The sequence below is a fragment of the Niallia sp. FSL K6-0212 genome, assembly GCF_038007605.1.
GTDB lineage: Bacteria > Bacillota > Bacilli > Bacillales > Cytobacillaceae > Niallia > Niallia circulans.
In genome coordinates this window covers 1,210,123-1,236,258 of record NZ_JBBOXL010000001.1, presented here as the reverse complement: position 1 = coordinate 1,236,258, position 26,136 = coordinate 1,210,123, and the positions used below count along the sequence as shown (strand labels likewise).

22 protein-coding genes and 4 tRNA genes are annotated in these 26,136 nt (G+C 35.2%); 25 read left to right on the top strand and 1 reads right to left on the bottom strand.

What is annotated here, in order from left to right; all coding sequences use genetic code 11:
* Window positions 1-275 precede the first annotated feature (275 nt).
* The 6 genes from mnmE (at window position 276) to MHH96_RS05620 (ending at window position 7,795) form a co-directional block, all read left to right on the top strand.
* Window positions 276-1,661: a tRNA uridine-5-carboxymethylaminomethyl(34) synthesis GTPase MnmE gene (mnmE, locus tag MHH96_RS05645; RefSeq protein WP_047944601.1), complete on the top strand. Its 1,386-nt coding sequence runs from the start codon at window positions 276-278 to the stop codon at window positions 1,659-1,661.
* A gap of 73 nt (window positions 1,662-1,734) precedes the next feature.
* Window positions 1,735-3,615 carry a tRNA uridine-5-carboxymethylaminomethyl(34) synthesis enzyme MnmG gene (gene mnmG / locus MHH96_RS05640; RefSeq protein WP_095258366.1) on the top strand — a complete coding sequence of 627 codons (1,881 nt, stop codon included), beginning with the start codon at window positions 1,735-1,737 and terminating at the stop codon, window positions 3,613-3,615.
* 24 nt (window positions 3,616-3,639) lie between these two features.
* On the top strand, window positions 3,640-4,359 hold the full coding sequence (gene rsmG, locus MHH96_RS05635) for a 16S rRNA (guanine(527)-N(7))-methyltransferase RsmG (RefSeq protein WP_047944599.1): 720 nt from the start codon (window positions 3,640-3,642) through the stop codon (window positions 4,357-4,359).
* A gap of 371 nt (window positions 4,360-4,730) precedes the next feature.
* Window positions 4,731-5,621: a nucleoid occlusion protein gene (gene noc / locus MHH96_RS05630; protein WP_047944598.1), complete on the top strand. Its 891-nt coding sequence runs from the start codon at window positions 4,731-4,733 to the stop codon at window positions 5,619-5,621.
* Between the two features lie 562 nt (window positions 5,622-6,183).
* Window positions 6,184-6,945, top strand: a complete 762-nt coding sequence (locus tag MHH96_RS05625; RefSeq protein ID WP_047944597.1) for a ParA family protein — start codon at window positions 6,184-6,186, stop codon at window positions 6,943-6,945.
* On the top strand, window positions 6,938-7,795 hold the full coding sequence (locus MHH96_RS05620) for a ParB/RepB/Spo0J family partition protein (RefSeq protein ID WP_061797255.1): 858 nt from the start codon (window positions 6,938-6,940) through the stop codon (window positions 7,793-7,795). Before MHH96_RS05625 ends, MHH96_RS05620 begins: the two co-directional genes overlap by 8 nt.
* A gap of 88 nt (window positions 7,796-7,883) precedes the next feature.
* Here MHH96_RS05620 and yyaC read toward each other — a convergent pair whose 3' ends face one another.
* On the bottom strand, window positions 7,884-8,501 hold the full coding sequence (yyaC, locus tag MHH96_RS05615) for a spore protease YyaC (RefSeq protein ID WP_341116884.1): 618 nt from the start codon (window positions 8,499-8,501) through the stop codon (window positions 7,884-7,886).
* A gap of 461 nt (window positions 8,502-8,962) precedes the next feature.
* On the opposite strand from yyaC, the gene MHH96_RS05610 reads away from it, so the two are divergent.
* From MHH96_RS05610 to MHH96_RS05520, 19 genes are all read left to right on the top strand, one after another.
* Entirely contained in the window at window positions 8,963-9,814 is an 852-nt protein-coding gene (locus MHH96_RS05610) for a mechanosensitive ion channel family protein (protein WP_341116883.1), read from the top strand.
* A gap of 20 nt (window positions 9,815-9,834) precedes the next feature.
* Window positions 9,835-10,035 (top strand): DUF951 domain-containing protein, encoded by a 201-nt coding sequence (locus MHH96_RS05605; RefSeq protein WP_047944593.1) that lies wholly within the window; start codon window positions 9,835-9,837, stop codon window positions 10,033-10,035.
* Between the two features lie 183 nt (window positions 10,036-10,218).
* The gene (gene ychF / locus MHH96_RS05600) at window positions 10,219-11,319 is read left to right on the top strand and encodes a redox-regulated ATPase YchF (RefSeq protein WP_061797253.1); all 1,101 of its coding nucleotides are present in this window, start codon (window positions 10,219-10,221) and stop codon (window positions 11,317-11,319) included.
* Window positions 11,320-11,485: 166 nt separating this feature from the next.
* Window positions 11,486-12,637 carry a glycosyltransferase family 4 protein gene (locus MHH96_RS05595; protein WP_095321876.1) on the top strand — a complete coding sequence of 384 codons (1,152 nt, stop codon included), beginning with the start codon at window positions 11,486-11,488 and terminating at the stop codon, window positions 12,635-12,637.
* 165 nt (window positions 12,638-12,802) lie between these two features.
* The gene (gene rpsF / locus MHH96_RS05590) at window positions 12,803-13,093 is read left to right on the top strand and encodes a 30S ribosomal protein S6 (RefSeq protein ID WP_047944590.1); all 291 of its coding nucleotides are present in this window, start codon (window positions 12,803-12,805) and stop codon (window positions 13,091-13,093) included.
* Between the two features lie 56 nt (window positions 13,094-13,149).
* A complete protein-coding gene (ssb, locus tag MHH96_RS05585) occupies window positions 13,150-13,668 on the top strand; it encodes a single-stranded DNA-binding protein (RefSeq protein WP_047944589.1) in 519 nt (172 codons plus the stop codon).
* Between the two features lie 41 nt (window positions 13,669-13,709).
* Entirely contained in the window at window positions 13,710-13,946 is a 237-nt protein-coding gene (rpsR, locus tag MHH96_RS05580; protein WP_047944615.1) for a 30S ribosomal protein S18, read from the top strand.
* Between the two features lie 371 nt (window positions 13,947-14,317).
* On the top strand, window positions 14,318-16,291 hold the full coding sequence (locus MHH96_RS05575; protein WP_047944588.1) for a DHH family phosphoesterase: 1,974 nt from the start codon (window positions 14,318-14,320) through the stop codon (window positions 16,289-16,291).
* Window positions 16,288-16,737, top strand: a complete 450-nt coding sequence (gene rplI / locus MHH96_RS05570) for a 50S ribosomal protein L9 (protein ID WP_047944587.1) — start codon at window positions 16,288-16,290, stop codon at window positions 16,735-16,737. The genes MHH96_RS05575 and rplI overlap by 4 nt, the downstream gene beginning before the upstream one ends.
* Before the next feature lie 249 nt (window positions 16,738-16,986).
* Window positions 16,987-18,351 (top strand): replicative DNA helicase, encoded by a 1,365-nt coding sequence (gene dnaB / locus MHH96_RS05565; protein WP_047944586.1) that lies wholly within the window; start codon window positions 16,987-16,989, stop codon window positions 18,349-18,351.
* 255 nt (window positions 18,352-18,606) lie between these two features.
* The gene (locus tag MHH96_RS05560) at window positions 18,607-19,899 is read left to right on the top strand and encodes an adenylosuccinate synthase (protein WP_047944584.1); all 1,293 of its coding nucleotides are present in this window, start codon (window positions 18,607-18,609) and stop codon (window positions 19,897-19,899) included.
* A gap of 276 nt (window positions 19,900-20,175) precedes the next feature.
* Window positions 20,176-20,251 (top strand) — tRNA-Lys (locus tag MHH96_RS05555).
* A gap of 18 nt (window positions 20,252-20,269) precedes the next feature.
* A tRNA-Glu gene (locus tag MHH96_RS05550) sits at window positions 20,270-20,341 on the top strand.
* Between the two features lie 34 nt (window positions 20,342-20,375).
* Window positions 20,376-20,452, top strand: a tRNA-Asp gene (locus MHH96_RS05545).
* Between the two features lie 112 nt (window positions 20,453-20,564).
* Window positions 20,565-20,637 (top strand) — tRNA-Phe (locus tag MHH96_RS05540).
* Window positions 20,638-21,488: 851 nt separating this feature from the next.
* A complete protein-coding gene (yycF, locus tag MHH96_RS05535; RefSeq protein ID WP_047941026.1) occupies window positions 21,489-22,199 on the top strand; it encodes a response regulator YycF in 711 nt (236 codons plus the stop codon).
* 8 nt (window positions 22,200-22,207) lie between these two features.
* Window positions 22,208-24,037 carry a cell wall metabolism sensor histidine kinase WalK gene (walK, locus tag MHH96_RS05530; protein ID WP_047941025.1) on the top strand — a complete coding sequence of 610 codons (1,830 nt, stop codon included), beginning with the start codon at window positions 22,208-22,210 and terminating at the stop codon, window positions 24,035-24,037.
* A complete protein-coding gene (locus tag MHH96_RS05525; RefSeq protein WP_047941024.1) occupies window positions 24,034-25,347 on the top strand; it encodes a YycH family regulatory protein in 1,314 nt (437 codons plus the stop codon). Before walK ends, MHH96_RS05525 begins: the two co-directional genes overlap by 4 nt.
* A complete protein-coding gene (locus tag MHH96_RS05520; protein WP_047941023.1) occupies window positions 25,334-26,134 on the top strand; it encodes a two-component system regulatory protein YycI in 801 nt (266 codons plus the stop codon). Before MHH96_RS05525 ends, MHH96_RS05520 begins: the two co-directional genes overlap by 14 nt.
* The last annotated feature ends 2 nt before the right edge of the window (window positions 26,135-26,136 follow it).

Sequence of the window (26,136 nt, the reverse complement as noted above, 5' to 3'; positions counted from 1 at the left end):
GAAAAAAGAACATGGGCAAATAAAATTGAATCTAAGCACCTATAAAAATAGTAAGAAGAAATACATAGCTTTTGTAATTTTATTTTTCGTTTTATTGTTATTCACATGTGGATAAGATAAAATGGTAAGTAATGATAAAAGTGAATGTGGATAAGTGTGCGGATTTTTTTCTTTTTTTACATTTGTGGATATGTTAATCTAATCTATTGTAATCATGTCAAAGGTGAATACAATCATTTAAATAGATATTATTTTTTTGAATTGAGGTGAAAAAGATGGAATTAGATACAATTGCTGCGATATCGACGCCAATGGGTGAGGGAGCGATCGCAATCGTTCGATTAAGTGGACCGGATTCAATAAAAATCGCAGACAAGCTCTTTAAGAGTATAGGAAATAAAAAGTTAAGTGAGGTAGCAACTCATACGATACATTATGGACATATCATGGATCCAGCAACAAATGAGGTTGTGGAAGAAGTAATGGTATCGTTGATGAGAGGACCGAAAACTTTTACAAAAGAGGATGTTGTCGAAATTAATTGTCATGGTGGACTAGCTTCGGTAAATCGTTTATTGCAGTTGACTACTTCTCATGGTGCAAGAATTGCCGAACCGGGTGAATTTACAAAAAGAGCCTTTTTGAATGGAAGAATTGATCTTTCTCAGGCAGAAGCGGTAATGGACTTAATAAGAGCTAAAACAGATCGAGCGATGAATGTGGCACTTGGACAAATGGAAGGAAGATTATCGAAATTAATCAAGCATTTGCGCCAAGAAATTTTAGAGACATTAGCTCAAGTAGAGGTTAATATAGATTATCCCGAGTATGATGATGTGGAAGAGATGACACAGCAAGTGATGTTGGAGAAATCAAAGTATATTAAGACGGAGATAGAAAAACTTCTGCAAACGTCACAACAAGGAAAGATTCTGCGGGAAGGTCTAGCAACCGTTATTGTAGGAAGACCAAATGTGGGGAAATCCTCTTTATTAAATAGCTTAGTGCAAGAAAATAAAGCAATCGTTACAGATATCCCTGGTACAACAAGAGATGTCATTGAAGAATATGTAAATGTGCGCGGAGTCCCTCTTCGTTTGCTGGATACTGCCGGTATTCGAGAAACAGAAGATATTGTAGAGCGAATAGGGGTAGAGAAATCCCGGAAAGTACTACGAGAAGCCGATTTAATTTTGCTTGTCTTAAATTATGCGGATGATTTAACAGAAGAAGATAAGAATATTTTTAAAGCAACAGAAGGTATGGATTTTATTGTAATAGTTAATAAAACAGATTTACCACAAAAGATTGATTTAGAAAAAGTAAAAGAACTTGCCGGTAATCGAAAAGTCATTACAACTTCTTTAGTAGAAGAAAATGGTGTAGATCAATTAGAAGAGGCAATATCTAGCCTATTCTTTGAAGGTGCTATTGAAGCAAGTGATATGACCTATGTTTCTAACTCCAGACATATTTCCTTATTGAATCAAGCATTAAATGCTATTAGTGATGCAATAGTAGGCGCAGAAACTGGAACACCAATCGATATTGTACAAATTGACTTGACAAGAACGTGGGAAATACTTGGTGAGATTATTGGTGAAAGTGTTCATGAAAGCTTAATTAATCAGTTATTTTCTCAATTTTGTTTGGGGAAATAAACGAATAAATATAAATAGTACAGAGCCTCGAAAACAAGCTAAAAGAAAGACTTAGAAAGAAGGAGGCATCATGATGCAGTACGAAGCTGGAAATTATGATGTAATTGTTATTGGTGCAGGCCATGCAGGTTGTGAAGCAGGACTTGCAGCAGCAAGACTGGGCGCCAAAACATTAATGTTAACAATTAATTTAGATATGGTTGCTTTTATGCCATGTAATCCATCTGTGGGAGGACCGGCTAAGGGGATTGTTGTTAGAGAAATTGATGCACTTGGCGGCGAAATGGGTAAAAATATTGATAAAACCTACATTCAGATGAGGATGTTGAATACAGGAAAAGGACCTGCAGTCCGTGCACTAAGAGCTCAGGCAGATAAATATATGTATCAACATGAAATGAAGAAGACATTAGAAAATGAACCAAATCTGACATTAATTCAAGGGATGGTAGAAGAATTAATAGTGGAGGATCAAGTTGCAAAAGGTGTCATTACGAAAACGGGTGCTACGTATCGTGCAAAAACGATTGTCGTAACTACTGGAACATATCTTCGCGGCGAAATTATTTTAGGGGAGCTTAAATATTCAAGCGGTCCGAATAACCAGCAGCCTTCCATTCGATTATCGGAGCATTTACAGGAGCTCGGTTTTGATTTAGTACGTTTTAAAACAGGAACACCTCCTCGTGTAAACAGTCATACTATTGACTATTCTAAAACAGAAATACAGCCAGGGGATGATGTTCCAAGAGCATTTTCTTATGAAACAACGAAATTTATTACAGAACAGCTTCCTTGCTGGTTAACATATACAAATGAAACAACACATCAAATTATTGATGCAAACTTACATCGTTCTCCAATGTATTCAGGGATGATTAAAGGAACTGGACCACGTTATTGTCCATCAATTGAAGATAAGGTGGTGCGATTTAACGATAAACCAAGACATCAAATTTTCTTAGAGCCAGAGGGGAAAAATACTCAAGAAGTTTATGTGCAAGGATTATCCACAAGCTTGCCTGAAGATGTTCAACAGGAAATTCTAAGAACGATACCGGGATTAGAAAATGTACAAATGATGCGTGCTGGATATGCAATTGAGTATGATGCTATTGTGCCAACACAGCTATGGCCAACATTGGAAACAAAGAAAATTAAAAATCTTTATACTGCTGGTCAAATCAATGGAACTTCAGGATACGAAGAGGCAGCAGGCCAAGGATTAATGGCTGGTATAAATGCAGGCTTAAATGCTTTAGAAAAAGAAGAAGTTATTTTAAGTCGTTCTGATGCGTATATTGGCGTTTTAATTGATGATTTAGTTACAAAAGGCACAAATGAACCCTACCGTCTTTTAACTTCTCGAGCAGAATATCGTTTATTACTTCGCCATGATAATGCAGATCTGCGTTTGACGGATATTGGCCATAGAATTGGTCTTATTTCTGAAGAGCGTTACGCGAAATTCTCGGAGAAAAAGCAATTAATTGAAAAAGAAAAGCAACGTTTAAGCGAAGTCATGCTAAAGCCAAATGAACAAGTTCAAAATGTTATTAAAGAACAAGGCGGCAGTGAATTAAAAGATGGCATAAGAGCAGGAGACCTATTAAAGCGACCTGAAATGAATTATAGTCATATTGAAGGACTGGCACCTAGTGATATAGAATTAACGGAAGATATAAAAGAGCAAGTAGAAATTCAAATAAAGTATGAAGGCTATATTGAGAAATCCTTACAGCAAGTAGAAAGACTAAAGAAAATGGAGAATAAAAAAATTCCTGAGAACATTGATTATGATGCTATCTCTAGTCTTGCAACAGAAGCAGTACAGAAACTAAAAAAAGTTCGACCATTGTCCATTGCACAGGCATCAAGAATATCTGGGGTAAATCCAGCAGATATATCCATTTTATTAGTTTATTTAGAACAAGGGAAAATTGCTCGAGTTTAATCTCTGGATAGAAAGGGTTCATGCATGAATACGGAAGAATTTATTCAAATGCTCTCCGATAAAGGAATCACTTTATCGGAAAAGCAAATAAATCAGTTTGAGCTCTACTATGAAACATTAGTAGAGTGGAATGAAAAAATGAATTTAACAGCTATTACGGATAAATCAGATGTTTATTTGAAGCATTTTTATGATTCCATTACTGCTGGATTTTACTATGAAGGGTTTCATCGTCCTGCACAGCTATGTGATGTGGGAGCTGGGGCTGGCTTTCCAAGTATTCCTTTAAAAATTGTCTTTCCTGATTTAAAGGTAACAATTGTTGACTCTTTGAAGAAAAGAATTCACTTTCTTGAGCATCTAGCGTCCGTCTTAGAGTTAGAAGAGGTTAACTTTATTCATGACCGAGCAGAAACCTTTGGCCAAAATAAGGAGTATCGTGAAACATTTGATATTGTTACGGCCAGAGCTGTAGCAAGACTTTCCGTCTTAAGTGAGCTTTGTCTGCCACTAGTAAAGCTTGGAGGTACTTTCGTTGCTATGAAAGCAGCAAGTGCCAAAGAAGAACTGGCAGCTGGAAAAAAGGCTGTAAACCTATTAGGAGGAAAGGTGAATGAAACACATGCCTTTTTCTTGCCAATGGAAGAAAGCGAAAGAAATATCATCACCATCGCAAAGGAAAAGCCAACACCTAAAAAGTATCCTAGAAAACCAGGAACTCCTAATAAGGAACCAATCGAGTAGGGTAAGCTTAAGCAATTTAACAGGATGAGATGTTAGCTGTCTTAAAGCTAATTCGCGTCTTTCGAAGATACTCTTTTTCCACCCCTCTATATAGTTAAGTTCGTCAAATGAAAAGGGGTGGAATCCTACTATGAAGACGATAAAAAAAGGCGATTAATTTTAAGCTATTACGAAAGAAAAAAGAGAATGATATAATCATTCATAGGATTAGGACTATATCAATTATCATATCTACTATATAATATACCTATAATTGTCATATTCTATTAAATTTCGAGAAGTTTCTTTCTATAAGTTAGATGACTTTGCAGGGATTAATGTTTCATATAGAGAATAATTAATAGGGAGTTTTGTAAAGGTGGTGCAGGGTGATGAAGCCTTCTTTCTCACGATTTTTTGGACTAGGCGAAAAGGGAGATCCAATAGAAGATGCTAGTCAATTAGGTGCAGATGCTGCTCAAGAGGAGATCGAGAATATGGGAAACAGTGAAGAAGTTAGAAAAATCCCAATTCATCAGATTGTTCCCAACCGTTTTCAACCAAGAACGGTATTTGATGATGAAAAAATTGAAGAATTAGCTCGTACAATCCATACCCATGGTATTATTCAACCAATTGTAATTAGAGAGTATGAGCAAGATAAATTTGAAATCATTGCTGGAGAACGAAGATGGAGAGCAATGAAAAAGCTTGGTTGGGAAGAAGCGCCAGCTATCATAAAAAACTTGAGTGATACAGAAACTGCGTCTGTTGCACTTATTGAAAATCTTCAAAGAGAAGAGCTTTCTCCAATTGAAGAAGCAATTGCATATGGAAAATTATTAGAGCTGCACAATCTTACCCAGGAGGCCCTTGCGCAAAGATTAGGGAAAGGGCAATCGACTGTTGCGAATAAATTAAGACTTCTTAAATTACCAGAAGAAATTCAAGAAGCATTATTGAATAAAGAGATTTCTGAGCGTCATGCTCGTTCGATGATTCCTTTAAAAGAACGCGAAAAACAAATCCAGCTTTTACAAGAAATCATTGAAAAGGGCTTAAACGTAAAGCAAACAGAAGAGCGTGTAGTGAGAATGCTCGAACAGACGAAGCAGAAGCCAAAGCCAAAAAGAAAGGCTTTTAGTAAAGATATGCGGATAGCTGTAAATACAATCCGACAATCATTAAATATGGTTTCTGATAGTGGTATTAATCTGAATGCTGAAGAAGAAGAATTTGAAGATTTTTACCAATTTACGATTAAAATACCGAAAAAGAAATAATAGATTTTTATATAGCATAATTATTTATACTTCCTTGTAATTTTTAAGCTCTGTTAAATTCCGCTTGTATTAAGAATTCCTTTTCGTCATTATATTGATTTAACAGAGCATACTTTTTTGTGAGAATAATAGCTAATTATGCTGATTCTCACTTTTTCATAGGATGATTTTTTTCCTCAAAGGACACCACAAATAAAAATTAAAACCTCCATTGCTTATTTACGATGATTTTTTTTAGACCCAATCAAATAGGGAATTCTCCAAAAATGCTTTTATTAATAAGGTTTTCTCACTTGTTTTATTGTAGGAGTTTCTTTTCACTTACCATCATTAATCGAGATTAAAAGAAAAAATAACGATATTTAGAAGTTTTCATGATAAAATAATATACGTGATTACAATAGGTAGGAAATGAGCCATGTTGTAGTCTATTCTGTTTTTTACTAATAAATTGTTTTATAGTTTTAAAGAGCTATAAACAGTTCAATCATTTTATATTAAGTAGCCATCTTGCGTCGATTTATATTTCGTAGCTAGTATGGAATTAAAGGTAGGTGACATCATGGGTAAAATTATTACTGTTGCTAACCAAAAAGGTGGAGTTGGAAAAACAACTACATCAGTCAATCTTGGCTCTTGTTTAGCATATATCGGGAAAAGTGTACTATTAGTAGATATTGATCCACAAGGAAATGCCACTAGTGGTGTAGGTATTGAAAAAGCTGATGTTGATCATTGTATCTATGATGTGTTAGTCGATGATCTAGAAGCAAGTATGGTGATTAAGCAGACAAATGTAGAGAATTTGGATGTTATTCCAGCTACTATTCAGTTAGCTGGGGCGGAAATAGAACTTGTTTCTACTATTTCGAGAGAAGTTAGATTAAAAAGGGCATTAGATGAAGTCAAACATAACTATGACTACGTATTAATAGATTGTCCTCCTTCTTTAGGGTTATTAACGATTAATGCATTAACAGCTTCAGATGCGGTATTAATTCCAGTTCAATGTGAATATTATGCTTTAGAAGGATTAAGTCAATTACTAAATACAGTTCGACTTGTTCAAAAACATTTAAATCATGATTTGGCCATAGAGGGTGTGCTGCTAACGATGTTAGATGCTAGAACAAATCTAGGTTTACAAGTTATTGAAGAGGTTAAAAAGTATTTCCAAGACAAAGTCTATAAAACAATTATTCCAAGAAATATTCGATTATCAGAAGCACCGAGTCATGGGGAACCAATTATCATTTACGATCCAAAATCACGTGGTGCAGAAGTATATTTGGACCTTGCGAAGGAAGTGGTTACTAGTGGCTAAAGGACTTGGAAAAGGATTAGATGCCTTTTTTCCTAAAATAGATGTGGAGAAGGAAGAAAATGTTCAAGAAATAAGTCTAAATGAATTACGTCCGAATCCTTATCAGCCTAGAAAATTCTTTGATGAGGAAGCGATTGAAGAATTGAAGCTTTCTATACTAGAACACGGAATTCTTCAACCGATAATCGTTAGAAAGAGTATTAAAGGCTATGAAATAGTTGTTGGTGAACGTAGATATCGAGCAGCTAAAGAAGCTAAGTTAGAGACAGTTCCAGCAGTTGTCCGTCAATTAACAGAGCAACAAATGATGGAATTAGCAGTACTAGAGAATCTTCAAAGAGAAGATTTATCTCCTATTGAAGAAGGACATGCCTATCAGACTTTAATGAAGAAGTTAAAGCTGACTCAAGAGGAACTTGCAAAGCGTTTAGGGAAAAGCAGACCCCATATTGCCAACCACGTTCGCTTATTGACTCTTCCGAAGGCTGTGCAAAATTATATTTCTGACGGTAAAATATCCATGGGACATGGAAGAACTTTATTAGGTTTGAAAAATAAAGATAAGCTTCCAGCAATAGTTGATAAAATTATTAAAGACGGATTAAACGTGCGTCAGCTGGAACAATTAATTCAGCAACTAAATGAGAATGTTTCACGTGAAACAAAAAAAGAAAAAGCGCCTGTGAAAAATGTCTTTTTAAAAGAGCAAGAATCGTTTCTGCGTGAAAGATTTGGTACTACTGTTCATATTAAACAGAAGAAAAATAAAGGGAAAATTGAAATTGAATTTTTCTCTGAAGATGACTTAGCGCGTATTCTTCAATTATTTGAATTAGAAAATGAAAAGTAAAAAAGCCACCTAAGAAAGGGGAGTTTACCTTGTATGTGAACTAAACCTTTTTTAGGGGGCTTTTATATTAGCAATAAAATAGTAGGGATTAAACAGGTTCTTCCTTCGCTTGATATTCCTGAGCTTCTCTAGTATGCATATAGCGAAGGCTAGTATGATAAATGCCTTTGGAAATGATTTTGGCCATATTTAATACTAAGCTTAATCTAGTATTCTGAAGAACCAAGAATTCCATAAAACCACTAATATTTACTATCCCTGTAATATGAATATTTCCTACAGGAGGAAGCTCTTTATTAACACCACTGCCCGGTTTTACTGGCCCATCACCAATTTGGACGATACCTACACTTTTCATTCTGCCAAGGCAAGCATCAATACCTATAATGTAAGGGTTTTGATGTTTTTTATACACTTCTCTTAATTTTTCCTCTAAATTAAGAGCGTGAATTGGATCATCTAGTGTTCCGTAAACATGAAAAGGAGAAATATTCTTTTCGCTTAACAAGGTACCAATAAGCGGACCTAATGAATCTCCAGTAGAACGATCAGTTCCAATACAAATAAAGACAATTGGCTGATTGATTGAAACGGATGGCAAATGTTTAGCTAATGAATCTGCTATCTTAAAGGCTGCTAATTGTTCATCATGAGCTATTCTAATGGGAAGTTCATTTTTTTCGAAAAGGCTGGAATATAAGGTCATTGAATCTACTCCTTTTATTTAGGATTCGATAAAATCTATAGAAGAAAGCAATTATTAAGTTGAGTTGATTGATGTTTGGCCAACCATCAAGAATGAAAATCTATCGAACCATTAGTTGTTTTTAAGCATAATTATTGTAGTATTCAGTATATGGAAAAGAGGCATATTCTATACATATCCATGAAAATAAAGGAAAAAAGAGTGAGACAAATAGGAGAAACTTTCATGATAATAAGGGCAAAAGTCCTTTGTTTTAGGAAATATCGTACTACAAAGCAAATAGAAAAACTGTTAAAATAAACTTACCCAATATGATGCTTTTAAAGAGTAAAATAGAAAAATAGTTAGCATTATTTTTTATTTGATTTAACTTTATAGAAAGTGCTTTATTTATTACCTTGCATGAATAGGGGATAAAAGGAAAATAATCTAGTAGAAGTTTTTATTTAGAGGTGTTCTAAATGGATAAGAATATAAAAGAAGGTATAGATAATCTTATGAATGAGAATTTGTGGAGGGATGTCGGCGTTGGAGCACTAAAACTCGTCCTTATTTTCCTAATAAGCGGAATTATCATCAGGATAGGGAAGGCTGCAGTACGGAATATATTTAAAGTAAGAACACATTCTGCCTTACGAGTATCTGAAAGAAGGGAAGCAACATTAATTAAGCTATTAGAAAACACGATTACTTATGTTGTTTATTTCATAGCTATCATGATGGCATTATCTGTCTTTCATATTGATGTTAAAGCATTATTAGCAGGTGCGGGAATTGTCGGCTTAGCCATTGGTTTTGGAGCACAAAGCCTTGTAAAAGATATTATTACTGGATTTTTTATTATTTTTGAAGACCAGTTTTCTGTTGGAGATCAAGTACGTATAGGAACTTACGAGGGCGTAGTCGAGGAAATTGGATTACGTACAACAAAAATAAAAGGATTTACTGGAGAGGTAAACATTATCCCGAATGGAAGCATTGTGGATGTAACGAATTTCTCCATCAATAATAGTAAAGCGATAGTAGATGTAAGTATTGCTTATCAAGGTGATATTAATCGAGCAGAAAAAGTAATACTGGAACTAATCGAAAAATTACCAGAGCAATATGAAGATATTGTTGGCGTTCCTGAATTATTAGGGGTACAAAATATTCAAGCAGCAGAAGTAACCATTCGTGTTGTAGCGGAAACACTGCCAACGAAGCATCATGCTATCGCAAGGATATTAAGGAAAGAAATAAAAAATGTTTTAGATGAAAATGGAATTGAAAGTCCTGTCCCCAAATTAGTCATGTATTCGCAACCACAGTAATTTATTTTTTAGGAGGTATTATGGAACAGAAAGAATTTGGACTAAATGATGTCGTTGAGATGAAAAAAGCCCACCCTTGCGGTACAAACCGCTGGAAAATAATACGATTAGGAATGGATATTCGTATTAAATGTGAGGGATGTGGGCATAGTGTTCTTATTCCGCGAAGAGAATTTGCAAGGAAAATGAAAAAGGTTTTAGTAAAGCATGAGCAAGAATAGATAGATTATTTTTCTTAGAAAAGACTGCAAATAATATTTGTAGTCTTTTTATTGATGGGAAAGGGAACACTACTTGTCTTTTTCTCTCGTTAAAACTATAATTGTTAGAGGTTTATAATAATAATGAAATTACTTTCTAGTTTGTACGATAGAGGTAGAAAGTTTATATAAGGGAGTGGCATAATGGCGTTAACTGCTGGAATAGTTGGTTTACCCAATGTTGGTAAGTCTACATTATTTAATGCAATTACACAAGCAGGTGCAGAATCAGCAAACTATCCGTTCTGTACAATTGATCCAAACGTTGGAATTGTAGAAGTACCTGATCATCGTTTAACAAAATTAACAGAATTAGTACAACCGAAAAAAACAGTACCTACTACTTTTGAATTTACAGATATTGCCGGAATTGTGAAAGGGGCAAGTAAAGGAGAAGGGCTTGGTAATAAATTCTTATCTCATATTCGTGAAGTAGATGCAATTTGCCAAGTAGTACGTTGTTTTGCGGATGATAATATTACCCATGTCTCAGGAAAAGTAGATCCTATTTCTGATATAGAAACAATCAATTTAGAGTTAATTCTTGCTGATTTAGAATCGGTAGAAAAAAGAATTGCCCGAGTTGGGAAAATGGCGAAACAAAAAGATAAAGAAGCAGTTGCTGAATTAGAAGTATTAGAACTATTAAAAGCTGCTTTTGAAGAGGAAAAACCAGCAAGAACAGTAGAGTTTACAGAAGAACAAGCAAAAATTGCTAAAGGGCTACATCTTTTAACCATTAAGCCAGTATTATATGTTGCGAATGTAGGCGAAGATGAAATTGCTGATGCAGCAAATAATGAATATGTAAAGAGGGTAAAAGAATTTGCTGCAAATGAAAATGCAGAAGTTATTATTATTTGTGCAAAAATTGAAGAAGAAATTGCAGAGCTTGAAGGGGAAGAAAAAGACATGTTCCTACAAGAGCTTGGCATTGAAGAGTCTGGGTTAGATCAGCTAATTCGTGCGGCATATCATCTTCTTGGGTTAGCAACTTACTTTACTGCTGGTGTACAAGAAGTACGTGCTTGGACATTTGTACAAGGGATGAAAGCACCACAATGTGCTGGAATTATTCATTCTGATTTTGAAAGAGGCTTTATTCGTGCTGAAACCGTTTCTTATGAGGATTTATTAGCGAGCGGCAATATGGTTGCAGCGAAGGAAGCTGGTAAAGTTCGCTTGGAAGGTAAAGAATATGTAGTAAGAGATGGAGATATTATCCACTTCCGTTTCAACGTTTAATACAATAAATATGAAAATCACTCCTGCTAAGGAAACGGCGGGAGTGATTTTTTATATGTAAGAAGATAACTGTACAATCTTTTTACAATTCCTTAAAACTCTCCAAGTATTGGATTGCTAAAATAAAAATAACCTAAAATAGTTTGCTGAAAAGGGAGTGAGGCTTTTGAAAATTGCCATTTTTTCAGACACTTATTTTCCTCAAGTAAATGGTGTTGCTCAGACTTTAAAAAGACTTACTGATCATTTTGACAACAAACAAATAGCTTATCAAGTTTATTCTCCTGAAAATAAAACTTCTACTACATACCCTAATATAAACCAATTTCCAAGTCTTCCATTTTTTCTTTATCCTGAATGCCGAACTGTTATTACGAATCCAAAGAAAATAGAGAATAGCTTAAAAAAATTCCAACCAGACCTTATTCATCTAGCAACACCATATATGATGGGGTTATACGGGTTATTTGCTGCTAAGAAATTAAATATTCCAGTGGTATCTTCCTATCACACCAACTTTGATCAATATCTTAAATACTACCATGCCTCCTTGCTAGAACCATTTTTATGGAAATATTTAAAATGGTTTCATCAATCTACCGAAAGAATATTTGTCCCCAGTAAAGAAACACAAAGAAAGTTAGAATCTTTACATTTTGATGGCTTAAAAGTTTGGGGACGAGGGATTGATTCTAAGCTTTTTGCGCCTGATCATGATGCTAAAGAACAACTAAGAAAGAAATACCAAATAAAAGAAAAATATATTTTATTGTATGTAGGTAGATTAGCTCCAGAGAAAGATTTAGATACATTAAATAAAATTATTCATTGTCCTTCCGATATCAAAGATTCGGTCCATTGGCTTATTGTTGGAGATGGGCCAAACAAAGAAGCCTGGAGGGAAAAAGAGAGAGTACAAAAAAATATAACAATAACTGGTTATATAAAGGGGGAAGAATTGGCAAGGATATATGCAGGAGCAGATCTTTTTGTTTTCCCTTCCTTTACAGAAACTTTTGGGAATGTTGTATTAGAAGCCATGTCTAGCGGTATTCCGGCTCTCGTTGCAAATGCAGGAGGGGTAAAGGAGTTTGTAATAAATAATGTGAATGGAAAAATATGTGAACAGCAAAATGCTGAGAGCTTTGTTCATGCAATAAGTGAGCTATTGGAAGATGAAACGATGCGATTGAGAATGGGTGTAGAAGCTAGAAATTATGCTCTAACACAATCATGGGATACTATTTTTGATGGGTTAATAAGCGATTACTATGCAGTCATACAATCCAGTCGTAATCTTAATCAAAAGTACGCTTAAAAGAGCTAGTTCTTTTTATATTTATTTAATAAAAATTAAAAGGTTATCGACTCATTTTCCTGCATTGCTATTTATTATGAAGTATGCTATACTTTTACATTGTGAGTAATGTATAGTTGCTCCTTGCCCATTGTGGGCCGTCTAGACCAAAAGGAGGTGAAAGTGATGAAAAAGTACGAAATTATGTACATCATCCGTCCAAATATTGAAGATGAGGCTAAGAAAGCTCTTGTTGAGCGTTTTAACTCTATTCTTACAGATAATGGAGCGGAATTAGCAGAATCAAAAGAGTGGGGTAAACGTCGCCTTGCATATGAAATCAATGATTTCCGCGATGGTTACTATCAATTAGTAAAAGTTAACGCTGCACCAGTAGCGGTTGAAGAATTCTCTCGTTTAGCTAAGATCAACGAAGATATCATTCGCCACATCGTAGTTAAAGATGAAGCAAAATAATAATAGATAAGTGATGTTTCACGTGAAACATTTAAAATGGAAGGGAGTTGAAACTGATGATGAATCGGGTAGTTCTTGTTGGCCGTCTAACGAAGGATCCTGACTTGCGTTATACACCGAGTGGAGTTGCTGTGGCTTCTTTCACACTTGCGGTTAACCGTACTTTTACGAACCAGCAAGGGGAAAGAGAAGCAGACTTCATTAACTGTGTTATTTGGAGAAAACCAGCAGAAAACGTTGCTAACTTCTTGAAAAAAGGGAGTTTAGCAGGTGTTGATGGTCGTATTCAAACTCGTAGCTATGATGGACAAGACGGAAAACGCGTGTATGTAACAGAAGTATTAGCAGAAAGTGTTCAGTTCTTAGAACCTAGAAACAGCTCTGGTAATAATAGAAGTGACAACATGAATTATGGAGCCCCAAGAGAACAAGATAATCCTTTTGGAGGATCAAATAATTATCAGAATCAGCGACCTCAAACAAATAGAAACAATCAAGATTATACAAAAGTGGATGAAGATCCATTTGCAAATAGCGGTCAAATCGATATTTCAGATGATGATCTACCGTTCTAAAAAGTAATTTTGATAATAAAAAGGAGGTTAATCTCATGGCAATGGGTGGACGCAGAGGTGGCCGTGCAAAGCGTCGTAAAGTATGTTACTTTACAGCTAACGGTATCACTCACATCGATTATAAAGATGTAGATTTACTTAAAAAATTCATCTCAGAACGTGGTAAAATTTTACCTCGTCGTGTAACTGGTACAAGCGCTAAATATCAACGTAAATTAACGATTGCTATTAAACGTGCCCGTACTATGGCTTTACTACCATACGTAAGTGGAGAATAATTAGCCTATAAAAAACCCTATTAGACATTTGTTTAATAGGGTTTTTATATTATCTATATGAAAACACTTGCATTGCTAGTTTCTTTTTGTCCTCCATACTCACGTTAGTAACTACATTGAAGAAGTAGATAAATGATAGTAAAATATTAGATAAAAGATGGGAACCCTTTCTTCTGGTAGAATACCCTTTTTCTAACGCCATAATAAGAAATCGATAACGTCGAAAATCTTATTCAGCCATCATGGAGTAAACGGACAGAGATAGACCTTTTTATATTTTAATTTAGTATTATGGGGTATAATAGTATCAGGTTTAATGAATACATAGTAAGGATTATGTGAAAATCTCACGAGCTTTAGGAGGAGAAAAATTGCCTACTTTTTTAGAGAAAGGATCCATACGGTATCCATTAATAAGTTTAATCGGTATTACCACTATCATGCTTGGAATCCTCTCTTTTTATAACTGGTTCTTTTCCTTAATTGGGTTATTTCTTTTTGTTATTCCTTTTTATTTTATTTTGCGAATAGATGACCGTCAGAGAAAGGAAACAGAAGAATATATAACCACTCTTTCCTACCGTGTTAAAAAAGTAGGAGAAGAGGCATTAATGGAAATGCCAATAGGAATCATGCTTATAAATGATGATTATTATATCGAATGGACAAATCCCTTTTTAGCATCTTGTTTTACAGAGGATACACTTGTTGGAAGGTCTTTATATGATGTTTCTCCATCCGTTATCCCATTAATTAAACAAGAGGTAGAAACGGAAATCATTACTCTACATGAAAGAAAGTTCCGAGTCATTCATAAAGTGGAAGAACGACTATTATACTTTTTCGATGTGACAGAACAAACCGAAATTGAAAAGCTGTATGAAGACGAACGTACGGCAATTGCCATAATCTTTCTAGACAATTATGATGACTTAACGCAAGGTATGGATGATCAGACAAGAAGTAGCATTAATAATACAGTCACAGCTATTTTAAATAAATGGGCTACAGATAATGGAGTCTTATTAAAAAGAATTTCCTCTGATCGTTTCATCGCTATTTTTAATGAACATATTCTACAAAGTTTGGAAAAGGGCAAGTTTACAATATTAGATGATGTTCGAGAATTAACTACGAAACAAAATGTACCCTTAACACTTAGTATTGGAGTTGGATCTGGTGTATCTTCCTTGCCTGAGCTGGGAAATATTGCACAATCCAGTCTTGATTTAGCCTTAGGAAGAGGGGGAGATCAAGTTGCGATAAAGCAGCCAAATGGTAAAGTGAAGTTTTTTGGAGGTAAAACAAATCCTGTAGAAAAACGAACTAGGGTTAGAGCACGAGTAATTTCTCATGCTTTGAAGGAATTAGTTCTAGAGAGTGATAAAGTCATTATTATGGGGCATAAGAATCCAGATATGGATGCAATTGGTGCAGCGATAGGGATACATAAAATAGCCCAGATGAACCAAAAGGAAGCATATATAGTCATCAATTTTCAAGAGATAGATACAGCTGTTCGAAGATTGATGGAAGAAATAAAAAAACAAGAGACCTTGTTTACGAAATTTATCACCCCTGATCAAGCATTAGAAATTGCTACAGGCGATACACTACTAGTAGTAGTTGATACCCATAAGCCTTCTTTCGTGATTGAAGAGCATTTATTGAATAAAATAGAAGATGTAGTAGTGATTGACCATCATCGTCGTGGAGAGGAATTTATAGAGAATCCGATTCTTGTCTATATGGAACCATATGCTTCCTCTACAGCCGAACTAGTAACAGAATTACTAGAATATCAGCCGAAAACTGTTAAAATTGAAATGTTAGAAGCAACAGCCCTTTTAGCAGGAATCATTGTGGATACAAAAAGCTTCACTCTTAGAACAGGGGCAAGAACGTTTGATGCTGCTTCCTATTTAAGGGGACAGGGAGCAGACACTGTACTGGTTCAAAAATTCCTAAAAGAGGATATTGAAAACTATGTGAAAAGAGCAAAAATTATTGAAAGTGTTCAATTTTATAAAGAGGGAATTGCAATAGCTATAGCGAAGGAAGAAGAAGCAGTAGATGTTGTTTTAATTGCTCAAACAGCTGATACTCTATTAACAATGGATGGAATTATTGCCTCTTTTGTAATAGCACCTAGAGGGGAAACGATGATTGGAATTAGCGCACGCTCCTTAGGAGACATCAATGTCCAAATTATTATGGAAAGTCTTCATGGTGGTGGACATTTAACCAATGCTGCTACACAGCTATCTAATATGCCGATGGAAGAGGTAGAGGCAAGGCTTAAGTTAGCGATTGATGACTATTTTGAAGGGAGAAGAAAAGAATGAAAGTTATTTTTCTAAAAGATGTAAAAGGAAAAGGGAAAAAAGGGGAAGTTAAAAACGTAGCAGATGGCTATGCACATAACTTTCTTTTAAAACAAGGTTTGGCTGTAGAGGCGAATGCTTCAGCTGTTAGTACACTAAATGCACAGAAGAAAAAAGAAGAGAAAGAAGCTATTGAAGAGCTTAATAGAGCAAAAGAATTAAAAGAAAAGCTAGAAAAAGTAACAGTGGAGCTGCATGCAAAATCAGGTGAAGGCGGTAGATTATTTGGATCAATTACAAGTAAGCAAATTGCTGATGAACTAAATAAAAAGCATCAAATTAAAATTGATAAACGAAAAATTGAATTAAATGATGCTATTCGTTCACTAGGTGTGACAAAGGTTGCAGTGAAGCTTCATCACGAAGTGTCTGCAACATTAAATGTACATGTAAAAGAATTAAGCTAATATTGGAAGTTCCATTTGCCGCTAAACATGTTAAAATAGAATAAGCTTAAGAAAATGTGATACAGGTTGAGCTGGTCACATTTTTTGTTTGACTGTTTTTAATAGAAAATATTTAAAAAAATGAAAAGGGCACAGTGGATACAAAAATATCTTTCAGCAAATGAAAGAATCTTTTTGTATAGATTGTTGCTTTTTTTAACCTAGGCTATGTTTATTATCATATCCTCTCATTTAAGGAGGTTTTATAGATTGAGTGAAATGTTAAATGATCGAATGCCCCCTCAAAATATTGAGGCTGAGCAGGCTGTACTAGGGGCCATATTTCTTGAGCCACAAAGCTTAACACTAGCTTCTGAAATATTAATACCAGAAGACTTTTATCGTGGCGCACATCAAAGAATATATTCAACGATGCTTAAATTAAATGATGAAGGAAAAGCAGTCGATTTAATAACAGTGACGTCTGAATTAGCAGCTACTAATAACTTAGAAGATACAGGTGGAGTTAGTTATTTGAGCGAGCTGGCAGCTTCTGTGCCAACCGCTGCCAATATAGAATATTATGCGAAGATTGTAGAAGAGAAGTCATTGCTGCGCCGATTAATTCGAACAGCAACAAATATTGCCCAAGACGGATATTCCCGCGAGGATGAAGTAGAAGCCCTTCTAAGTGAAGCGGAAAAGAATATTTTAGAAGTAGCACAGCGGAAAAATGCCGGTGCGTTTCATAATATCAAAGATGTTCTCGTGCGAACATACGATAACATTGAAGAGATGCATAATCGTAAAGGCGATATAACAGGTATAGCAACAGGGTTTGCTGAGCTTGATAAAATGACGGCTGGATTCCAGCGCAATGATCTAATTATCGTTGGAGCGAGACCATCCGTTGGTAAAACTGCCTTTGCCTTAAATATTGCTCAGAATGTTGCCGTAAAAACAGGAGAAAATGTAGCAATCTTCAGCTTGGAGATGGGAGCGGAGCAGCTCGTTATGCGTATGCTTTGTGCAGAAGGTAATATAGATGCACAGCGTCTTCGTACAGGGTCATTAACGGACGAGGACTGGGGCAAGCTGACAATGGCAATGGGGAGCCTATCCAATGCTGGTATTTTCATTGATGATACACCAGGGGTAAAGATTACCGATATAAGAGCTAAATGTCGCCGCTTAAAGCAGGAGCATGGCTTAGGAATGATATTAATTGATTACCTTCAGCTTATTTTAGGAAGTGGACGAGCAGGCGAAAATAGACAGCAAGAGGTATCGGAAATTTCCCGTTCCTTAAAACAGCTTGCACGTGAGCTTCAAGTGCCAGTAATCGCCTTGTCCCAGCTATCACGCGGGGTAGAGCAAAGACAAGATAAGCGTCCGATGATGTCTGATATCAGGGAATCAGGAAGTATTGAGCAGGATGCCGATATTGTAGCGTTCTTGTACCGTGATGATTACTATGACAAGGAATCAGAAAGCAAGAATATTATAGAGATCATTATTGCGAAACAGCGTAATGGACCAACAGGAACGGTACAATTAGCTTTTGTAAAAGAATATAATAAATTCGTCAATTTAGAACGGCGCTTTGAAGATGGGGCAATGCCGACAGGCGCTTAGGAAAAAAAGATTAGTAGACTGCGAGCTACTAATCTTTTTTTGTGCCTTTTCAGATGGACAGAAGTCTTAATCGGAGTAAATATACTTCAACTTTTATCGTTTTTTATTAATCTCTTTTTTACGAACATAATCTTAAAATATCAAAAAGATTGTTCGTGTTTTATTGACTTTTATCTTGGGGAATTGATAAAATAGGAATGTTGATTAAGGATATAATAAAAAAAGATATAGAAACCTGTGGAGGTGCTCTAGGATATGTCATCAGTAGTGGTGGTAGGAACGCAATGGGGAGACGAAGGAAAAGGTAAAATTACCGATTTCCTATCTGAAAATGCAGAAGTGATTGCACGTTATCAAGGTGGTAACAATGCAGGTCATACAATTAAGTTTAATGGAGAAACATATAAATTACACTTAATTCCATCTGGGATATTTTATAAAGAAAAAATTAGTGTTGTTGGAAACGGAATGGTCGTTGATCCAAAAGCGATCATTGAAGAATTAAAGTATTTACATGACCGTAATATCAATACAGATAATTTGAGAATTAGTAATCGTGCACATGTTATTCTTCCCTATCATCTAAAATTAGATGAGGTTGAGGAAGAAAGCAAAGGTGCTAATAAAATTGGAACAACGAAAAAAGGAATTGGACCAGCTTATATGGATAAAGCAGCGCGTACTGGTATCCGTATTGCTGACTTATTAGATAAAGAAGTATTTGAAGAAAAGCTTGCAAGAAATTTAATTGAAAAAAACCGTTTATTAGAGCGTATTTATGAAACGGAAGGCTTTAAATTAGAAGATATTTTAGATGAGTATTATGAGTATGGACAGCAAATTAAGAAATATGTTTGTGACACTTCTGTTGTATTGAATGATGCATTAGATGAAGGCCGCAGAGTATTGTTTGAAGGTGCTCAAGGGGTAATGCTAGATATCGATCAAGGTACGTATCCGTTTGTTACATCTTCTAATCCAGTGGCTGGAGGGGTAACAATTGGTTCAGGTGTTGGTCCAACGAAAATTAAACATGTAGTTGGTGTATCCAAAGCTTATACATCAAGAGTAGGGGATGGACCTTTCCCAACAGAATTAAATGATGAAATTGGACATCATATTAGAGAAGTTGGCCGTGAATATGGAACAACAACTGGTAGACCACGCCGTGTCGGCTGGTTTGATAGTGTTGTTGTGCGTCATGCACGTCGAGTTAGCGGTATTACTGATCTTTCTCTGAATTCCATTGATGTTTTAACAGGAATTGAAACAGTAAAAATTTGTGTTGCTTATAAATACAAAGGGGAAGTAATGGAAGAGTTCCCAGCAAGCCTTAAAGTACTAGCTGATTGTGAGCCAGTATATGAAGAATTACCAGGCTGGTCAGAGGACATTACTGGATGTAAAACATTAAGTGAGCTTCCTGAAAATGCCCGTCATTATTTAGAAAGAGTTTCACAGTTAACGGGGATCCCATTATCCATGTTCTCAGTTGGCCCAGATCGTACACAAACAAATGTGATACACAGCCCTTGGAGACAAATCTAAGCATGGTAAGAGGTCGTTCTAAACGTGTTAGAACGACCTTTTCTTTTCTAAATAGATAATAGAAGCAGGCTGGCTTGATTCGTTTACAGAAATGGCATGAGGGTATGATAAGTATACAGTATTCTTTATGTTGGGTATTTAATTTTAGTAACCTTGCGGATGGAAAAATAGTTGCCTAGGAGTTAAAAAATATTTTTGAAAAAACTTTTAAAAAAAGTATTGCTTTTTATTTTAATAATATGCTAATATAAAAAGCGTCGCAAATGACAAAAATACGAGCCATTAGCTCAGTCGGTAGAGCATCTGACTTTTAATCAGAGGGTCGGAGGTTCGAATCCTCCATGGCTCACCATTTCTTGTAATAAATCATGGCCCATTGGTCAAGCGGTTAAGACACCGCCCTTTCACGGCGGTAACACGGGTTCGAATCCCGTATGGGTCATAATATCTTTTTAAAGGTATTAATAGTAAAAAATGGTCCGGTAGTTCAGTTGGTTAGAATGCCTGCCTGTCACGCAGGAGGTCGCGGGTTCGAGTCCCGTCCGGACCGCCATTTTTTCTTCCTATGCATTTGCATATTTAATATATATTTTTTATCTAATACATATTGAAGACAAGTAAAAATTTCGACCTGTGCTGCTAGTAAGCATCTGTCACAATAGTTTGGCTCAGTAGCTCAGTCGGTAGAGCAAAGGACTGAAAATCCTTGTGTCGGCGGTTCGATTCCGTCCTGAGCCACCTTGATTTACCATCACAACGAATGTTCGTTGTTTTTTTTATGCCTAATTATTTCCCCGTAAATAAATGTGAAAGAATCCGCTACTATTACAACCCCCCACAGAACATATAAATTTAACAACAATTTTATTACAATATAATAGCAAACCATTTTTCCTTATAAAAGTATGATAAAGTTAATGTATATGTCTTCTTTGTTAGGAACTTTATAAATAATGAAGTGAATGGAGTAGAAATAGAAGAGAATTATTTAATTTAGAAAAAAGTAAGTAGAGGATGTTATAGACAAAAAAAGGACAAGGAATCCATTCTATCAAAAAGGATATCCTTGCCAAAATTAAGGGAAAATGAAACTCATATATATAGACGATTATCTCGTCTAAAAGGTTTCAATAATTTATCCATCTACCTATGTATTTTTTATTGTAAAATAATGCTCTAACTAATTTTCTACAGAAAGAAGGCATATAACAGCCTAGTATGTATTGATGATGGATGTATGCTTTTAGTTCCCATGTATAAGAATAAAAGACTAATAAAGAAAAATAAGCAATTCTCTCTTTAAATAGAGAGATTTTTTATTCGGGGATGGAAGGAATGTTCAGTGGGCTAATGAAAAGCTTCACTGTCTTTTTTATTTGGGGCTATTTAGTGGATAGCAGTTATTTGGAGAATTTTATCATCCTGCTACCTATTTTTTGTTTCTCTTGGTAAAGGGAGATGAAAGCGGGATAAACTAATAATAGAAAAAAAGTGATTATATAAATTTAAAATGGTAAAGTAGACATTAGAAGTAAACAATAAAAGAATGAAATAACAATAGATAAACTTGATATAAGGAGAATAGCAGAATGAACAAAAAGATTCTAGTTGTAGATGATGAAAAACCAATTGCGGATATTTTGCAATTTAATTTAAAGAAAGAAGGATTTGAAGTTTATTGTGCTTATGATGGCAACGAGGCGTTAGAGAAGGTAGAAGAGCTTCAGCCGGATTTAGTATTATTAGATATTATGCTGCCACAAAGAGATGGAATGGAAGTATGTCGTGAGGTTAGAAAGAAATATGAGATGCCGATTATTATGTTAACGGCTAAGGACTCTGAGATAGATAAGGTGTTAGGACTGGAATTAGGGGCAGATGATTATGTAACAAAGCCTTTCAGTACGAGAGAGCTGATTGCACGTGTTAAAGCAAATCTTCGTAGACACCAGCAAGTTTCTTCTGCTGCAGAAGAGGAGAAAGAAACAAATGAAATTGAAGTTGGTTCCCTTATTATTCACCCAGATGCTTATATCGTATCGAAAAGGGGAGAAATGATTGAGCTGACTCATCGTGAATTTGAATTGCTTTACTATTTAGCAAAACATATCGGACAAGTTATGACGAGAGAGCACTTGCTTCAAACTGTATGGGGTTACGACTACTATGGAGATGTAAGAACAGTAGACGTAACAGTAAGAAGGTTAAGAGAAAAAATTGAAGATAATCCTAGTCATCCAACTTGGATTGTGACAAGAAGAGGCGTTGGATACTACTTGAGAAATCCTGAGCAGGAGTAAATCTATTAATGAAAAAAGTGAGTTTTTTTCGTTCTATTCATTTGAAGCTTGTGGTAGTAATTGTTTTGCTTATTCTAATTTCTATTCAGATTATTGGAGTCTATTTTGTAAAGACTTTACAGACGACCTTATTGGATAGTTTTAAAGTATCGATTCAAGAGAAAGTAAATATCTTATCGATTTATTTAGAAGAGCAGCTTGTAAAGGAAAGAGTCGTCGAAAATGGGGATTCAAAGTTAGAAGATGATATTAGAAGAATTCTGAGTGATAATAATTCTTCTGATATTAAGGAAATTAGAGTAGTTAATAGTAATGGAATTATAGTCGGAACTTCGGATCCGGAAAATCAAAATTTAGTTGGCCAGAGAATGGTCGACTATTCGGTAAGACGAATTTTATCTAACTCTTCCCAGCCAGATAATCCGATCAAGCAGAAAAATGGCGAGAAAATCTATGAGCTGATTACTCCTATAAAGACGAATGGAGATGAAATAGTCGGAGCCATTTATTTGGTAGGGAAAATCGAGAATGTGTATAAACAAATTGATAAGATTAATCAAATCTTCCAAAAAGGAACCATTATTACATTGGTTGTTACCGCTATTTTGGGAGTTCTGTTAGCAAGAACAATCACCAAGCCAATCTCTGATATGCAAAAGCATGCCTTTGCCTTATCAAAGGGGAATTTCTCTCGAAAGGTAAAAGTGTATGGATTTGATGAAATCGGCCAGCTGGCGATTACTTTTAATAATTTGACCAAGAAGCTTCAAGAGTCACAGGCTACAACAGAAAGTGAAAGAAGAAAACTATCTTCAGTATTAGCCTATATGACAGACGGAGTAATTGCGACAGATAGAAAAGGACGGATTATTCTTATTAATGAGCCAGCTGCAAAAATGCTGGATGTTTCACGTGAAACAGTCCTTTCTGAACCAATTGTTAATCTTCTTGATCTTAATGGAAAGTATACATTTGAGGAACTTCTCGAGGAAAGAGAATCGGTTATTTTGGATTATAGTACACATTATGAACCATATGTGTTACGGGCGAATTTTTCTGTTATCCAAAAAGAAACAGGGTTTGTGAATGGTTTAATTACGGTTCTCCACGATATTACCGAACAAGAAAAGATTGATATGGAAAGAAAAGAGTTTGTGGCGAATGTTTCCCATGAATTGCGTACGCCGTTAACGACAATGCGCAGTTATGTAGAGGCTCTATATGATGGGGCATGGAAAGATGAAGAATTGGCTCCGAAATTCCTTAATGTCACACAAACGGAAACAGAACGTATGATACGCCTTGTAAATGACTTATTACAGCTTTCTAAATTAGATAGTCGTGATTATCAGTTAAATAAAGAACTTGTTGATTTCATCGTATTTTATAATCGTATTATTGATCGTTTTGAATTGACGAAAGAGCAAAATGTTATTTTTATAAGGAAATTGCCTAAGAAAGCAGCATTTGTGGAAATTGATGAAGATAAATTGACACAGGTTCTTGATAATATAATTTCTAATGCCTTGAAGTACTCTCCTGAAGGTGGGAAAATTACTTTTTCTATAAAGGAGCAAGAACAGCAAATTATCGTAAGTGTATCGGATAACGGCGTAGGTATTCCAAAAGAAAATATTGATAAAATATTTGATCGTTTCTACCGTGTTGATAAGGCGAGAACACGTAAGCTTGGCGGAACAGGACTAGGCCTTGCTATTGCGAAAGAAATGGTAGAAGCACATGGGGGAAGAATTTGGGCATCCAGTAAAGAAGGAAAAGGAACAAAAATATCTTTCACCCTACCGTATATTCAATCTGAAGAGGATGATTGGGGATGAAATATGAGAACGTAAAAAGTGGCATTTTAATCTTGCTGGTAGCATTAAGTGTGTTATTATATTATCTCCTTTGGACAGACCAAGGTGGAGAGTTTGATGCGATGGATTCTAGTGGTTCTACTATGGAGCAAGAGGCATTAGGGGCTAAAAAGGAAGTCAGTGAAGTAATAAAACCTGATGAAATTTACCAACACATCGATGGGCAGCATTATGGTACAATTTCCAAGGAGGAAGTAGACCATATTCTAAATAGATTGAAAGAATTTGATTATGGGAATTTCCGTAATATATCTTCCACCATTCCTAGTATAGCCACTTTTTTAGAGGAGCAGAATAATAGTCTAGAAATAAGGTTTCCAGGACAAGTTCCTTTTCGTATTTATAAAGAAATTTTAAGAATTGATCAAGATAATTCCTTTGATTTTGATACAATCTTGTTTTCTTATAAGGATGGAAGTGTTTATTTTCTATCTAAAGAAACAGAGAAAGTATATGAAGCATCGATAAATACGACCTATATAGAGCAGCTTAATAAATTGAAAGAAAATGTTTATGCGGAAAAGACAGTGTACTCCACTTATTTTTCTTATAAACCTAATGATCAATATTTAATTTACTTGCCTAATGGAAAGCAGGAAGTAAATAAATATAAATACTTTACAAGACAAATTGAATCTATCCGCTTGAGCAGAGCATTATTTGAAGAGCCAAGTATTGCTCAAAAAGAAATTCTGACAAATTGGGAAGAGTATACGGATGATTCAGGTTTATTACGAATATATAAAGATACCCATATAGTTAGTTTCTTTAAACCTGCAGGCATTTCGAATGAAATGACTCAGAACCATATAATAAATAATAGTATCGAATTAATTAATGAACGTGGCGGCTGGATTAATGACTATCTTTATGTCGGACGAGATGATGATAGAAAGGTTACCTTTCGTTTATACAATACAAATGGGATGCCTGTGTTCAATCTAAATACGGAGTTGTCCGATATTCGATTATACTGGGAAGATAATAAGGCAAAGCGTCTTTTAACGAGTAATTTAATTATTATTAATACAACCACTCCGTTTGATTTTTCAAAAGAGACCATCTCATCAGGAGAGGATGTTCTAAATTATCTTAAAAGCAATAAAAAACTGAAGATGGAAAAACTCCAGAAGATCGTACTGGGATACGATATGCAGGTCGATTCGCAAAGTATCGTTTCTTTACAGCCAACTTGGTTTTACCAATATGATCATAAATGGTATTCCCTATATTCGGAAGGAACAGGGGGCAGCTTAGATGGACTGGAGTAAGATAAAGACGATATTTATCATTGCCTTTTTACTATTAGATGTTTATTTAATTTATGAATATGTAAAAATTAAGGAATACCAGCGGGCCGATGATTTACCAACAGAACCACCAACACACACATTGTCACGGCTAGGAATTGATTACGATAAAGAGAAACTGCCAGTGAATAATGTGAAGGATCAATATTTATCTGCCAAATCGAAGAAATTTACCGATGATGAGATCAAGAAGTTGGAAAAGGGATTATTAAGCGGTCAAGAAATTACGGTAAGAGATAGCATATATCTTCAAGCAGTCCTAGAGAAACCAATCAGTATAGATAAAGAGTTCGATCCCGATGATTTGACTGATTTTCTGCTTAATTCCGTACTTAACGGTGCAGAGTATCGCTTTTTGGAAAAGAAGGGGAACACGATAAAGTACTATCAGCAGCATGCAGGAAAAACATTGTATCGCAATCCTAAAGCGGAGCTTACCTTTAATGTCAATGAAGAAAATAAAATTGTTTCTTATAACCAGACATATTTAGAAAACATTAAAGAAATGGATAAAGAAGAGGTCATTATGCAGCCGCCTGATGCTATTCTTAACTTATTTAAAAATAATTTCATTGAAAGTGGTTCATATGTAAGTCATATAGAACTAGGGTATTATACACAGCTTGATACTTCGGCACAGCTGCTTGCACCAACTTGGAAAGTAACAGTGAACGAAGAAGATTTTTATGTGAACGCCCTAGATGGACAAGTTATTCAGCCAGAAACAGAGGAAATGAAAGTGGAGTGAGA

Excerpts from the sequence above, each read along its gene's own strand:
- noc (WP_047944598.1), top strand. The coding sequence starts at position 4,731 with ATGAAGCCTTCTTTCTCACGATTTTTTGGACTAGGCGAAAAGGGAGAT.
- rsmG (WP_047944599.1), top strand. The coding sequence starts at position 3,640 with ATGAATACGGAAGAATTTATTCAAATGCTCTCCGATAAAGGAATCACT.
- MHH96_RS05520 (WP_047941023.1), top strand. The coding sequence starts at position 25,334 with ATGGACTGGAGTAAGATAAAGACGATATTTATCATTGCCTTTTTACTA.
- yycF (WP_047941026.1), top strand. The coding sequence starts at position 21,489 with ATGAACAAAAAGATTCTAGTTGTAGATGATGAAAAACCAATTGCGGAT.
- mnmG (WP_095258366.1), top strand. The coding sequence starts at position 1,735 with ATGCAGTACGAAGCTGGAAATTATGATGTAATTGTTATTGGTGCAGGC.
- walK (WP_047941025.1), top strand. The coding sequence starts at position 22,208 with ATGAAAAAAGTGAGTTTTTTTCGTTCTATTCATTTGAAGCTTGTGGTA.
- rplI (WP_047944587.1), top strand. The coding sequence starts at position 16,288 with ATGAAAGTTATTTTTCTAAAAGATGTAAAAGGAAAAGGGAAAAAAGGG.
- mnmE (WP_047944601.1), top strand. The coding sequence starts at position 276 with ATGGAATTAGATACAATTGCTGCGATATCGACGCCAATGGGTGAGGGA.
- ssb (WP_047944589.1), top strand. The coding sequence starts at position 13,150 with ATGATGAATCGGGTAGTTCTTGTTGGCCGTCTAACGAAGGATCCTGAC.
- rpsF (WP_047944590.1), top strand. The coding sequence starts at position 12,803 with ATGAAAAAGTACGAAATTATGTACATCATCCGTCCAAATATTGAAGAT.
- MHH96_RS05525 (WP_047941024.1), top strand. The coding sequence starts at position 24,034 with ATGAAATATGAGAACGTAAAAAGTGGCATTTTAATCTTGCTGGTAGCA.
- MHH96_RS05560 (WP_047944584.1), top strand. The coding sequence starts at position 18,607 with ATGTCATCAGTAGTGGTGGTAGGAACGCAATGGGGAGACGAAGGAAAA.
- MHH96_RS05610 (WP_341116883.1), top strand. The coding sequence starts at position 8,963 with ATGGATAAGAATATAAAAGAAGGTATAGATAATCTTATGAATGAGAAT.
- yyaC (WP_341116884.1), bottom strand. The coding sequence starts at position 8,501 with ATGACCTTATATTCCAGCCTTTTCGAAAAAAATGAACTTCCCATTAGA.
- ychF (WP_061797253.1), top strand. The coding sequence starts at position 10,219 with ATGGCGTTAACTGCTGGAATAGTTGGTTTACCCAATGTTGGTAAGTCT.
- rpsR (WP_047944615.1), top strand. The coding sequence starts at position 13,710 with ATGGGTGGACGCAGAGGTGGCCGTGCAAAGCGTCGTAAAGTATGTTAC.
- MHH96_RS05625 (WP_047944597.1), top strand. The coding sequence starts at position 6,184 with ATGGGTAAAATTATTACTGTTGCTAACCAAAAAGGTGGAGTTGGAAAA.
- MHH96_RS05605 (WP_047944593.1), top strand. The coding sequence starts at position 9,835 with ATGGAACAGAAAGAATTTGGACTAAATGATGTCGTTGAGATGAAAAAA.